This is a genomic window from Mesorhizobium sp. C372A (genome assembly GCF_030323245.1).
Taxonomy (GTDB): Bacteria; Pseudomonadota; Alphaproteobacteria; order Rhizobiales; family Rhizobiaceae; genus Mesorhizobium.
Genome location: NZ_CP100475.1, coordinates 1,665,380 through 1,678,452, shown reverse-complemented (window position 1 = coordinate 1,678,452; position 13,073 = coordinate 1,665,380). Strand labels below are relative to the sequence as shown.

The window sequence follows — 13,073 nt, the reverse complement described above, 5'->3', positions numbered from 1 at the left end:
TGCCGGACATCTCCCCCACGAGGGGGGAGATCAGCAGCTTCTTCGCTTCGCTCATTCCTGCAACGATGGAGATTGGCGAAACCCTGCGTGACGTCCAATCTCCCCCCTTGTGGGGGAGATGCCTGGTAAGGCAGAGGGGGGCGCTGTCCCGCCGTCATCTCGGTCGTTCCGCCCCTCAATCCACAAATATCAGCGCTGGCGTCTCAATCAGCGCCTTGATCCGCTGCACAAACACCGCCGCATCCCAGCCGTCGACCACCCGGTGATCGAAGCTCGACGACAGGTTCATCATCTTGCGCGGGATGAACTGGGTGCCGTCCCAGACCGGCCGCACCATCATCTTGTTGACGCCGACGATCGCCACCTCAGGATGATTGATGACCGGCGTCGTCGCCACGCCGCCCATGGCGCCGAGCGAGGTGATGGTGATGGTCGATCCCGACAGCTCGTCGCGGCTGGCCGTGCCGGACTTCGCCGCTTCGGCCAGGCGGTTGAGCTCGGCCGCGCAATCCCAGAGGTCGCGCGCCTCGGCGTGCTTGACCACCGGCACCACCAGGCCCGACGGCGTCTGCGCGGCAATGCCGATATGGACGCCGCCATGCTGATGGATGATGCCGGCCTCGTCGTCGAACAGCGCGTTGATGTTGGGCTGGTCGGCAATCGCCTTGACCATCGCCCGCATCAGGAACGGCAGCAGCGTCAGCTTCGGCCTCTCCACACCCTTGCGCTTTTCCTTGTTGAGCGCCGCGCGCAACTCCTCGAGTGCTGTGACGTCGATCTCCTCGACATAGGTGATGTGCGGGATGCGTGACTTCGCCAGCGACATTTTTTCGGCGATCTTGCGCCGCAGTCCGATGACCTTGATATCCTCGACGCTGTCATTGCGCGCCAGACCCGACGCCTTCGCTACCTGCGGTCCGCGTGCCAGGAATGCCTCGATATCTTCGTGGCTGATGCGGCCGGCAGGGCCGGTACCCGACACCTGGCGCAGATCGATCCCCGCCTCCTTCGCCCTGAGCCGGATGGCGGGCGACGCCAGGGGCTTTTCGCCCTCCGGGCGCGGCGCGCCGGTGGGTGCCGCACCTTTAGATGTCGGCGCAGTACCCCCACCCCTGGCCCCTCCCCACAAGGGGGAGGGGGATTCAGTCTCAGCTGCCCGTGCGCTTTTGGCTGCTGGTGCAGGTGGTGGCGACTTGGCGTCGGATTTCGTGGCCGAAACGCCTCCCTCTTGTGGGGGTCCGGAGGACGGGCGAGACCCGTGGCTCGCCCCGGCAGGGGTGGGGGTCGGTGCCGCCGTGACCTCTGACAATTTCGAGCCTTCGCCGACATTGCCCTCCCCCGCCACTTTCAGCCGCACGATCGGCGAGCCGATCGCCACCGTGTCGCCGATCTCCGCGCCCAGCCACAGGATCTCGCCATCGACCGGCGAAGGTATTTCCACCGTCGCCTTGTCGGTCATCACGGCGGCAAGCACCGAGTCCTCGCGCACGAGGTCGCCGACCTTGACGTGCCACTCCACAAGTTCGGCCTCGGCGACGCCTTCGCCGACATCCGGCAGCTTGATGATGTGTTCGCCCATCCCTAGGCTCCCATGGTTTCGAGAAGCGCGCGGCCGACACGGGCCGGCCCCGGGAAATAATCCCATTCCTGCGCATGCGGGTAGGGCGTGTCCCAACCGGTGACGCGCGCCACCGGCGCTTCCAGATGGTAGAAACAATTTTCCTGCACCAGCGCCGACAGCTCGGCGCCGAAGCCGGAGGTCAGTGTCGCCTCGTGCACGACGACGCAGCGTCCGGTCTTCTTCACCGAAGCGACTATCGCGTCGAGATCGAGCGGCAGCAGGGTCCGCAAATCGATGATCTCGGCATCGATGCCGGTTTCTTCCACCGCCGCCTGCGCGACATAGACCATGGTGCCGTAGGCGAGCACGGTGACGGCCGAGCCCGCCCGGCGGATCGCCGCCTTGCCGAGCGGCACCGTGTAATGGCCGTCGGCGACCTCGCCCAGTTCATGCTTCGACCATGGCGTCACCGGCCGGTCGTGATGGCCATCGAACGGTCCGTTATAGAGCCGCTTCGGCTCCAGAAAAATCACCGGATCGGGATCCTCGATCGCCGCGATCAGCAGCCCCTTGGCATCATGAGGATTGGACGGCACCACCGTCTTCAGCCCCGACACATGGGTGAACAGCGCTTCCGGGCTCTGGCTGTGCGTCTGGCCGCCAAAGATGCCGCCGCCGGTCGGCATGCGGACCACGATCGGACAGGTGAAATCGCCGTTCGAGCGGTAGCGCAGGCGTGCTGCTTCCTGCGTCAGCTGGTCGTAAGCCGGGTACATGTAGTCGGCAAACTGAATTTCCACGCATGGCTTCAGCCCATAGGCGGCCATGCCGATGGCGGAGCCGACAATGCCGGATTCGTTGATCGGCGCATCGAAGCAGCGGGTCTTGCCGTACTTCGCTTGCAGGCCTGCCGTGCAGCGGAAGACACCCCCGAAGAAGCCGACATCCTCGCCATAGACGATGACGCGTTCGTCGCGCGCCATCGACACGTCCATGGCGTCGCGGATCGCCTCGATCATGGTCCGTCTCGGCATGGTCAGACTCCCGCCTGCTGGCGCTGGCGCCTGAGATGCGGCGGCATCTCGGCAAACACGCCCTCGAACATCTCGCGCGTCGACGGCTTGCCGCCGGCATGCAGCGTGCCGTGGCCTTCAGCTTCCTTCTGCGCCGCGATCACCGTGTCGAGGATTTCGGCTTCCGCCTGGGCATGGCGCTCATCCGACCAGACCCCGCGCAGGATCAGATGGTTCTTCAGCCGCATCACCGGATCACCGAGCGGCCAGGCGTCGGATTCGGTTTTCGGCCGGTAGGCAGACGGATCGTCCGAGCTCGAATGCGCGCCGGCACGGTAGGTGACATATTCGATCAGCGTCGGGCCGAGATTCTGGCGCGCCCGCTCCGCCGCCCATTTGGCCACGGCATGAACGGCGAGATAGTCGTTGCCGTCGACGCGCAACGCCGGAATACCGAAGCCGAGGCCGCGCGCGGCAAAGGTGCCGGAACCGCCGCGCGCAATGCCTTGAAACGTCGAGATCGCCCACTGGTTGTTGACGACATTGAGGATGACCGGCGCCTTGTAGGTCGAGGCGAACACCAGTGCGGAATGGAAATCGGATTCGGCCGTCGAGCCGTCGCCGATCCACGCCGCCGCGATTTTCGAATCGTTGCTGATAGCGGAAGCCATCGCCCAGCCGACCGCCTGGATGTATTGCGTCGCCAGATTGCCGGAGATCGAGAAGAAGCCATGCTCCTTCGACGAATACATGATCGGCAATTGCCGCCCTTTGAGCGGATCGGCCTCGTTGGAATAAATCTGGTTCATCATCGTGACCATCGGATAGCCGTCGGCGATGAGCAGGCCGGCCTGCCGATAGGTCGGGAAATTCATGTCGCCTGGCGCCAGCGCCTTGCGGAAAGCGCAGCTCACCGCCTCTTCGCCCAGATGCTGCATGTAGAACGAAGTCTTGCCCTGGCGCTGCGCCATCTGCATGCGCGCATCGAAGCTGCGCAGCGTCATCATGTGGCGCAACCCCTCGAGCAGCTCCTCGTCGGTGAGCAGCCCGGCCCACGGCCCGACCGCCTCACCGGTGCGGTTGAGCACACGGATGATCGAAAACGCCATGTCACGGATGGTGCGCGGATCGACATCGATGTCCGGTCGCGGCACCGAGCCGGCCTTGGGGATCGGCACGTTGGAGAAGTCGGGCGTTCCGCCCGGCCGCACTTCCGGCTCCGGCACATGAAACCGCAACATCCCAGCATCGGTCATGACCATGGTCCTCCCATTTGCCTGGCGTCGATATTTGCACATCCGCGCGCCCGGCACAGCGCCAATTCATGGGGCGCCGCAACCCATCCGGCGTCACGGCCGGCAGGCGACCGCAAGATGCAGATATGTCGGCGAAATTTCTTGTCGATGTTGGGGAGCGGCGCGCAATTAGGCGCAAAGTTTTGCAGGATTTCCAGCAGATAGTCACTTCACGGCCTCCGGGAGAGATGAACGCATCAAGGTCGGCGAACTGGCGCTTTCCTCTCCCCGCGTTCGGGAGAGAGGTGTCGAGCGAAGCTCGACGGAGTGGGGGTCGACCCTTGGGCGCTAGGCAATGCTTGAGATAGTGCCCTTCCTTTGTCCGTTCGCGGCGATTGCCACGTGGCTCCCCCACTCCGTCTCGGCTTCGCCGAGCCACCTCTCCCCCCTCCGGAGGGAGAGGAAGGGAGACTGTCCGAACCGGATAGATAGGTAACAGAATGGACCGATAGCATGGGCGACAGTTTTCTTGTCCGCCGGAGGACCGGCGATGGTTTGGCGAGAGACTGGCATCATGGACGAGCGGCTACGGTTTGTTGTGGAGTGTCTTTCTGGGGATGAGACGATGGTTGCGCTTTGTGCGGCCTACGGGATCTCACGCAAGAACGGCTACAAATGGCTAGGACGCTATCGGACGTTTGGGCCTGAGGGTTTGCACGACCTGCCGCGAGCCCCGCTCAATCATGGCCGGGCGACAGCTCAGGATCTGGTTGAGCGGATTGTGGCGGCCAAGGAGCTGCATCCGCTTTGGGGTCCAAAGAAGATCGTGGCACGGCTCAGGCGCACGGCTCCCGAGTTCATGTGGCCTTCAGCCTCGACGGTCGGCGCGATCCTTGCGCGGCATGGGCTTGTCCGCGCCCGCAAGCGACCCCGCCTGCGGGCCTGCGGCAATGGACCCTGGCCACAGCCGCAAGAACCGAACGCGGTGTGGACTGGCGATCACAAGGGCTGGTTCGGCTGGCGTTGCGAACCCTTGACGGTGATGGATGCGTCGAGCCGCTATCTTCTGGCGCTCGAAGCGACGGGGTCGACGGCCGATAGCGAAGCCTGGCCGGTGTTCGAACGGCTGTTTGAAGAGCATGGCCTGCCGGATCGCTTCAGAAGCGACAATGGCCCGCCCTTCGCATCGGCCGGCGTCACCGGGCTGACGCCGCTTGTCGTGCGCTTCATCAAGCTCGGCATCACCTTGGAGCGGATCGCACCCGGCAGGCCACAGCAGAACGGACGTCACGAGCGCTTTCACCTGACCATGCTGCCGATGGCCGAGGCACCGGAAGCCGACCGAACGGCACAGGGCCAGGCCTTCGAGACCTTCCGCCACAGCTACAATGAGGAACGTCCCCATGAGGCGCTGGGCATGGATACGCCCGCCCAGCACTACCGGTCCTCACAGCGCGCCATGCCCAGGACACCACCCGAGCCCGTCTATCCGGCCGAGGCCTCGGTCCGCCGCGTGCGCCACAATGGCGAGATCCGATGGAATGGCGGCTTCATATATGTCTCGCAAGCGCTGGCGGGCGAACCGGTCGCTTTGGAGACCGAAGACGGACAATGGACACTCTCATTCCATGCCCACCCGCTCGGCATCATCCACACACGGCACATGAAGCTTGTCCGCCGCAGCGCCGCGCCAACCAATCCGCTTGGCGCTGCGGCGGACGCATAGGGGGAGAGAAGTGTCACCTATGTATCCGGTTCAAAGTGTTACCCATCTATCGGCTGGACACGCCAAGGTCTCGAACGCTTTGGAGAACGTTCACTCAGCGACCGCATCATGCTAACCACCCTCCATGGCGCAGAAAAAAGGATACGAGGTCGATTCGTGGCTGGCGAAGCCTGACGCGCGCATATCGATCGTCCTGCTTTACGGACCCGACCGCGGCTTGGTCGCCGAGCGGGCCAAAACCTTTGCCGCGAAAACCGGCCTGCCGCTCGACGATCCGTTTTCCGTCGTACGGCTCGACGGCGCGGAGGTCGATCGCGACCAGGGCCGGCTGCTCGATGAAGCCCGCACCGTGCCGATGTTCTCCGACCGGCGGCTTCTGTGGGTGCGAAATGCCAGCGGTCAGAAGGCGCTGGCCGACGACGTCAAGGCGCTGACGGCGGAGCCCGCGCGCGACGCCATCATTCTCATCGAGGCCGGCGATCTCAAAAAGGGCGTCGGGCTGCGCGCCGTGGTCGAGGCGGCCGACAACGCCATGGCGCTGCCTTGCTATGCCGATGAAGCCCGCGACATCGACAGCGTCATCGACGACGAGCTGCGCAAGGCCGGCATGTCGATGGCGCTCGATGCGCGCCAGGCGCTGCGCCGCAATCTCGGCGGTGACCGGCTGGCCTCGCGCGGCGAGATCGAAAAGCTGGTGCTTTATGCCCACGGCCAGAAGGACATCGGCCTCGACGACGTAAGGGCAATGTCGGGCGATGTCTCCGGCACCTCCTTCGATGATGCCGTCGACGCCGTGCTGGAAGGCAAAGTCGGTGACTTCGACACCGCCTTCACCCGCCACTGCCTGTCCGGCGGCCATCCCTTCCTGGTGCTGTCCTCGGCAATGCGCCAGCTGCAGCAGCTTCAGGTCATGCGCGGCCAGATGGACACCGCCGGCCGCAACGCCGCCTCGGCAGTGGCCGGCGCCCGTCCGCCGGTGTTTTTCTCGCGGCGCAAGCTGGTGGAGAAGGCGCTGGAGCGCTGGAACGTCGAGGCGCTCAGCCGCGCGCTGAACCGGCTGCAATCGGCCGTGCTGCAGACCAGGCGCAGGCCGGATTTGTCGGAAGCGCTGGCGCGGCAGGCGCTGCTCGGCATTGCGGTGGAGAGCGCGAGGCTGGCGCAGCGGTGATCTCCCCCCTTGAGGGGGAGATGTCGCCAAAGGCGACAGAGGGGGTCGCGGCGCGTGGAGCGCTGGCGCCTTTCGCAACGACAAACGAGGTCGGCGCTTGATGGGAGACGACCCTTCTGGCCTGCCGGCCATCTCCCCCTCAAGGGGGGAGATCAGCAGTTCGATCCCTTCGGCAATCGCCAATAAAAAGAAGGGCCGGCAACCGCCAAGCCCTTTCTTCATCCTAAGCCAGAACTTCATTCGCCGGCTAGATATGGCGCAGCCCCAACCCTCTACCGCTCATCCTTCAACCGGCGGCATAGCTCGTCGAGCTGCTCCAGACTGCGGTAGTCCACGCGGATCGCGCCGCCTTTGCCCTTGTGCTCGATGGTCACGATCATGCCGATCGTGTTGGTCATCAGCCTTTCCAGCGCCAGCGTGTCGGCATCCTTGCCCGATGCGCCGTGTGCTGGTTTTGCCTTGGGCGGCGTGCCGCCCGCCGGCATCTGCGCCAGCGCCTCAGCCTGGCGCACCGAAAGCCCTTCTTCGACGATCTGCTTGGCTAGCCCGGCGGGATCCTGCGCCGTCACCAGCGTCCGGGCATGGCCGGCCGACAGCACGCCGTCGACCAGCATGTCGCGGATTACGTCGGGCAGCTTCAACAGCCTGAGCGTGTTGGCGACGTGGCTGCGGCTCTTGCCGATGACATTGCCGAGGTCGGCCTGTGTGTAGCCGTGGTCGTCGATCAACTGCTGGTAGCCGAGCGCCTCCTCGACCGGGTTGAGATCGGTGCGCTGGACGTTTTCTATGATCGCCAGTTCCAGCGCTGTGCGGTCGTTGACGTCGCGCACGATGATCGGGATCTCGGTCAGCCCGGCGCGCTGCGCCGCCCGCCAGCGGCGCTCGCCGGCGATGATCTCGTAGCGCCCGGCCTGCGTCGGCGAAGGCCGCGCCACTACCGGCTGCACGACGCCATGTTCGCGGATCGATTGCGCGAGATCCGTCAGATCGGCGTCGCCGAAATGCCGGCGCGGGTTTTTCGGGTTCGGGCTCAGAAACTCGATCGGCACCTTGCCGTCGGCATTCAGGCCTGGCTTTTCGGCCGCTGCCACCGGGCGGTCGATCTCCCCGATCAGCGCCGCCAGTCCACGCCCCAGTCTCTTTCTCGAAAGGTCTTCGCTCATCTCAATTCCAGATTCTTGATCGTTTCGGTGCCGGATCGCTTTGTTTATCTACCCTGCCTAATCAAGCGGCGCGCAATTTGCGCTCGCGGCGGATCACTTCGGACGCCAGCTGCAGATAGGCCTGGCTGCCTGAGCACTTGAGATCGTAGAGGATTGCCGGCTTGCCGTAGGACGGCGCCTCGGACACCCGCACATTCCTAGGAATGATCGTCTCGTAGACTTTGTCGCCCATGTGTGCCCGCACGTCCTGCACCACCTGGTTGGCGAGGTTGTTGCGGCCGTCATACATGGTCAGCACGATGCCCTGGATGATCAGGTCTGGATTGATCGAACGACGCACCTGCTCCACCGTTTCCAGGAGTTGGCTTAGCCCTTCCAGCGCGAAGAACTCGCACTGCAGCGGCACAAGAACAGAATCGGCTGCCGCCATTGAATTCAAAGTCAAAAGGTTGAGCGAGGGCGGGCAGTCGATCAGCACATAGCCGAACGGCGCACCGCGCTCGGTGGCGGCGCGCAGCGCGTTGCGCAGCTTAAGCACGCGATCCGGCGCCGAGGCGATTTCCATCTCGATGCCGAGCAGATCGAGCGTCGACGGCACGATCGACAGGCCGGGCACCGCCGTTGGAATGGCCGCCTCTTCCAGGCCCAGTTCGCCGGTCAGCACATCGTAGGACGAGACGGTGCGGTCCTTGCGGTCTATGCCAAGACCGGTCGAGGCATTGCCTTGCGGATCGAGATCGACGATCAGCACCTTTTCGCCGATGGCGGCCAGCGCCGTGGCCAGATTGATGGCGGTCGTGGTCTTGCCGACGCCGCCCTTCTGGTTGGCGACGGTGATGGTGCGAGGTCCGGTTTTCATGGGTCTGTGCCAGGTATTCATGTGGGCCAGGTATTCATTGCGTCGCCAAGGTTGCGAAGGAGAGCTTACGTCGTCCGCAGATCGGTCACTTCGAGGATGACGCCATGGGCGTCGGTCATGCTCGGATGTTCTACCAGATCGAAAGCCCAGCGGTGAGTGCTTTCTTCCACCTCGGAGCGGTAATCCCGGCCTTTGTGGAACAGCGCCCGCGATCCCTTGGTCAGCCACGGCGCCGACAGATCGAGCAGCGCCGGCAGCGCGGCCAGCGCCCGCGCCGTGATGATTTCCGGTTCGGAAACAAGCGCATAGCTGTCGTCAATGCGCCGGGCGACGACCCGTGCCGGCAAACCGAACTGGCCAATGACCGCCTGTAAAAACGATGCTTTCTTGCGGTTGCTCTCGACCAGATCGATCGACGCGCCATCGCGTTCGACCAGCAGGAAGGCCATTACCAGGCCCGGAAAACCGCCGCCCGAACCGAGATCGGCCCAGCGTTTGGCCTGCGGTGCGATTCGCGCCAGCTGCGCGCTATCCAGAATATGGCGGCCCCAGACATCGTCCAGCGTCGACGGCGCGGCCAGATTGATGCTGCGGTTCCATTTCAGGAACAACTGTTCGAACGTCACCAACCGATCGAATGTTTCACGTGAAACCGGTCCCGCGGCCTCTTGCAGGCTCGCCCATGAGGCAGCGCTCACGCAACGGCCCTTTGGGCGGCCGATTCGGCGTTGCGGACGTGCGCGACGATGATGGCCAGCGCCGCCGGCGTCATGCCTTCCATACGCTGCGCGTCAGCGATCGACCGGGGCTGACGCGTTAACATCTTCTGCTTCAGCTCATTGGACAGGCCAGGAACATCGGCGAAATCCACTGACGCCGGGATCAGCCGGCTTTCCTCGCGGCGGATCTGTCCGACATCCGCCTGCTGGCGATCAAGGTAAACCGAATATTTCGCTTCCGTTTCGAGCCGCTCAGCGGTTTTGACGTCGATTGCGCCAAAGGCCGGCGCAACACGGGCCAGCCAAGCTATATCGACGCCGGGATGAGCGAGCAATTCATAAGCGGAGCGGCGCACGCCGTCCCTGTTGATCTCCAGCCCATGCCGCGCCGCTTCGTTGGGCGTCATCGTCGTCGCAACTGCGAGTTCGCGCGCCCTATCAAGATCCTGTGTGACTTGATTGAACCGCTGCGTCCGCTCCGGCGACACGATACCAAGCCGATTTGCCAGAGGCGTAAGCCTTTCATCGGCATTGTCGGCGCGCAGCGATAGGCGAAACTCCGCCCGCGAAGTGAACATGCGGTAGGGCTCGGCAATGCCGCGGCTGGTGAGGTCGTCGACCATCACACCGATATAGGCTTCGGTGCGGCTGAGCACGATTTGGTCGTCGGCCGCCGCCTTGCGCGCGGCGTTGAGCCCGGCGAGCAGGCCCTGCGCTCCGGCTTCTTCATAACCGGTGGTGCCGTTGATCTGACCGGCTAGGAAAAGCCCCGCAATACCTTTGGCCTCAAGCGTCGGCTCCAACTCGCGCGGATCGACATGGTCGTATTCGATGGCGTAGCCGGGCTGCAGCATGGTCGCCCGCTCTAGCCCGGGTATAGTTTTGAGAATGTCGAGTTGCACATCCTCGGGCAGGGAGGTCGAAATGCCATTGGGGTAGACCGTGTCGTCGTCCAGCCCTTCCGGCTCGAGGAATATCTGATGACCTTCTCGATCGCCGAACTTGACGATCTTGTCTTCGATCGACGGGCAATAGCGTGGTCCGACCCCCTCTATCGAGCCGGAATACATGGCGGAGCGGCCGAGATTGGCGCGGATCAGCTCGTGCGTCGCCGGTGTCGTACGCGTAATGCCGCAATGGATTTGCGGATTCTTGATTGTGTCGGTGAGCAGCGAGAACGGCACTGGATGTTCGTCGGCCGCCTGGCTTTCCAGCGACGCCCAGTCGATGGTGCGGCCATCGAGCCGCGGCGGCGTGCCGGTCTTCAGCCGTCCAAGCGCGAAACCGGCGCGGCTCATCGTCGCCGACAGGCCAAGGCTCGCTTGCTCGTTCATCCGCCCGGCGACAATCTTCCTGTCGCCAATGTGGATGAGGCCGCGAAGAAAAGTGCCGGTGGTCAGGACGACTGCACCGCACGCCAACCGGCGCCCGTCGGCCAGGAGCACAGCGGCGATCCGTCCTTCTTCGATCTCGAAATCCAAGACTTCGCCTTCGACGACGTCGAGACCGTTCTGCTGCCGAATCGCTTCCTGCATGGCCAGCCGGTAAAGCTTGCGGTCGGCCTGCGTGCGCGGCCCGCGCACGGCAGGGCCTTTGCGGCGATTAAGCAGGCGGAATTGGATGCCGGCAGCATCGGCGATGCGGCCCATCAGCCCGTCCATGGCGTCGATCTCACGCACCAGATGGCCCTTCCCGAGGCCGCCGATCGCCGGATTGCAGGACATGACACCGATCGTGTCGAAGCGCAGCGTGATCAGCGCGGTCCTGGCACCGGCGCGCGCGGCAGCGCTCGCAGCCTCGCACCCGGCATGGCCACCGCCCACCACAACCACATCATAGTGATCGATCATTGTCCCTTCCAGATTCAGAGATTTCCCGACACATGTCCCCACGAGAGGACGCTGTCAAGGATTGCAGGTTGATTCGTTCACGGGGAACGAAGTGCTGAAAGCCGCAGAGGTGTTTCACGTGAGTCAGGGAAGCGGCGACAATTACCTCGGCTGGCGCTGCCCCTCATCTGCCTCCCGGCATCTTCTCCCGGTGAACAAGGAGGAGCTCAAGCGCTGGCGCGCTTCGGTGGTTGGCGAAATCCCGGATAACAGTATCTTTCTCCCCGTCACTGCACGTGAGAAATGCCCGGGAGGACAATGAGGGGCGGGGCCGGCCTTCGGCACTTGCCGTTTTTGCCAAACTCCTCATTTCACGTGAAACACGCACTAGGGCGGCCCTCTGTGTTTCACGTGAGTCACTCACACAGCGCGCCCCCCTGTTTCACGTGAGTCACTTTCCAATGCAAAACTGCGAAAAGATTACGTCCAGCAGGTCCTCGACATCCACCGCGCCGACAATCCGGCCGAGCCGGTCCGCCGCAAGACGCAGCTCCTCCGCCCGCAGCTCCTGGCCGCGCTCTTGCCCCGACAAAGCCGAGATCAGAAAGCGCCTGGTCTCATTGAGCAGCTCCACATGCCGCAACCGAGACGGCAGGATGTCACCGGCATCGCCGATAGCAGCCGCGGCGCGCCTGCCGATCTCGGCCAGGAGTTCAGCCAACCCAGTGCCGTCCACAGTCGAGATCAACGCATCATACGCCTCCAATCGCGGCGAATCTTTCAAGAGATCGACCTTGGTGCCGATTCTCAAAACCGGGGCCTCGACAGGCATGTTGCCGATCGCACTCGGGTCCGCCAGATCTTCCAGCAACAGCACCAGGTCAGCCGTGTGCGCCTTGGCCCGCGCCTTTTCGATACCGATCGCTTCGATCTTGCCGGGCGACTCGCGCAGGCCCGCGGTGTCGGTTACCCTGACCCGCACTCCGTGGAGATCCAGCACCACTTCGAGCAAGTCCCGCGTCGTGCCGGGCTCGTCGGTAACAATCGCCGCCTCACGCCTGGCCAGCGCGTTGAACAGGCTGGATTTTCCGGCGTTCGGTGCACCGAGGATGACAACCTCAAACCCGTCACGGATGATCTCGGCGGCATGGAAGCCATCGACATGCCGGCTGATCTCGCCCACCATTGCGCGCACATCGGACCAGACCGTGTCCGAAACCGAACCGGGCACGTCGTCTTCGTCGGCGAAGTCGATTTCCGCCTCGATCATCGCCCGTGCATGGATCAGCCGACGGCGCCAGCCAAGATAGAGTTCGCTTTGCACTCCTTCGGCATTCTGCACGGCAAAGCGCCGCTGCGCTTCGGTTTCGGCATTGACCAGATCGGCCAACGCCTCCGTCTCGACCAGATCCAGCTTGCCGTTGAGAAGAGCCCGGCGCGTAAATTCACCAGGTTCCGCATGACGCACGCCGTCAAACCCGGCAATGATCTCCAGCATCTTGCCGGCCACGGCGCGGCCGCCATGGACGTGGAACTCGGCGACATCCTCGCCGGTAAAACTGTTCGGCCCAGGAAAAAACAGCACCAGGCCGTTGTCGATAAGCGAACCGTCCACCGTTCGGAGCTTGCGCAGGGTTGCAACCCGGTCCTTGACCTTACCACCGGCAACCGTTTCGACGACGAATCGAGTCTTCGGTCCGGAAATGCGGATGACAGCGATGCCGGCGGGCAGGCGCCCGCTGGAAAGCGCAACGATCGAATCGCCTGAAATCATTTGCCCTTCTCACCTGTCGCCTAGCT

10 protein-coding genes are annotated in these 13,073 nt (G+C 63.9%); 2 read left to right on the top strand and 8 right to left on the bottom strand.

The window, feature by feature from the left end:
- Nucleotides 1–175: 175 nt before the first annotated feature.
- Genes NLY42_RS07860 through NLY42_RS07850 form a run of 3 tightly spaced genes read right to left on the bottom strand, consistent with a single transcriptional unit; the run spans nucleotide 176 to nucleotide 3,830 of the window.
- Nucleotides 176–1,579 (bottom strand): dihydrolipoamide acetyltransferase family protein, encoded by a 1,404-nt coding sequence (locus NLY42_RS07860; RefSeq protein WP_023754589.1) that lies wholly within the window; start codon nucleotides 1,577–1,579, stop codon nucleotides 176–178.
- A 2-nt stretch (nucleotides 1,580–1,581) separates the two neighbouring features.
- On the bottom strand, nucleotides 1,582–2,595 hold the full coding sequence (locus NLY42_RS07855; protein ID WP_023672171.1) for an alpha-ketoacid dehydrogenase subunit beta: 1,014 nt from the start codon (nucleotides 2,593–2,595) through the stop codon (nucleotides 1,582–1,584).
- A 2-nt stretch (nucleotides 2,596–2,597) separates the two neighbouring features.
- Nucleotides 2,598–3,830, bottom strand: a complete 1,233-nt coding sequence (locus NLY42_RS07850; RefSeq protein ID WP_023672172.1) for a 3-methyl-2-oxobutanoate dehydrogenase (2-methylpropanoyl-transferring) subunit alpha — start codon at nucleotides 3,828–3,830, stop codon at nucleotides 2,598–2,600.
- Nucleotides 3,831–4,359: 529 nt separating this feature from the next.
- Between NLY42_RS07850 and NLY42_RS07845 the strand changes: the two genes are divergently transcribed.
- Complete coding sequence (locus NLY42_RS07845) at nucleotides 4,360–5,535, top strand: integrase core domain-containing protein (RefSeq protein ID WP_286489113.1); 1,176 nt, start codon at nucleotides 4,360–4,362, stop codon at nucleotides 5,533–5,535.
- A 124-nt stretch (nucleotides 5,536–5,659) separates the two neighbouring features.
- Nucleotides 5,660–6,703, top strand: coding sequence for a DNA polymerase III subunit delta (gene holA / locus NLY42_RS07840; RefSeq protein ID WP_023755911.1), 1,044 nt, complete (start codon nucleotides 5,660–5,662; stop codon nucleotides 6,701–6,703).
- Nucleotides 6,704–6,975: 272 nt separating this feature from the next.
- On the opposite strand, the gene NLY42_RS07835 is transcribed toward holA, so the two are convergent.
- The 5 genes from NLY42_RS07835 to mnmE all read right to left on the bottom strand — a co-directional run bounded on the left by NLY42_RS07835 (nucleotide 6,976) and on the right by mnmE (nucleotide 13,047).
- On the bottom strand, nucleotides 6,976–7,866 hold the full coding sequence (locus NLY42_RS07835; RefSeq protein WP_023692912.1) for a ParB/RepB/Spo0J family partition protein: 891 nt from the start codon (nucleotides 7,864–7,866) through the stop codon (nucleotides 6,976–6,978).
- Between the two features lie 61 nt (nucleotides 7,867–7,927).
- Nucleotides 7,928–8,725 carry a ParA family protein gene (locus NLY42_RS07830; RefSeq protein ID WP_023692913.1) on the bottom strand — a complete coding sequence of 266 codons (798 nt, stop codon included), beginning with the start codon at nucleotides 8,723–8,725 and terminating at the stop codon, nucleotides 7,928–7,930.
- Between the two features lie 65 nt (nucleotides 8,726–8,790).
- Nucleotides 8,791–9,423 (bottom strand): 16S rRNA (guanine(527)-N(7))-methyltransferase RsmG, encoded by a 633-nt coding sequence (rsmG, locus tag NLY42_RS07825; RefSeq protein ID WP_023755912.1) that lies wholly within the window; start codon nucleotides 9,421–9,423, stop codon nucleotides 8,791–8,793.
- On the bottom strand, nucleotides 9,420–11,294 hold the full coding sequence (mnmG, locus tag NLY42_RS07820) for a tRNA uridine-5-carboxymethylaminomethyl(34) synthesis enzyme MnmG (protein WP_023755913.1): 1,875 nt from the start codon (nucleotides 11,292–11,294) through the stop codon (nucleotides 9,420–9,422). The genes rsmG and mnmG overlap by 4 nt, the downstream gene beginning before the upstream one ends.
- Nucleotides 11,295–11,724: 430 nt before the next feature.
- Nucleotides 11,725–13,047, bottom strand: a complete 1,323-nt coding sequence (mnmE, locus tag NLY42_RS07815) for a tRNA uridine-5-carboxymethylaminomethyl(34) synthesis GTPase MnmE (protein WP_023755914.1) — start codon at nucleotides 13,045–13,047, stop codon at nucleotides 11,725–11,727.
- Nucleotides 13,048–13,073: the final 26 nt, after the last annotated feature.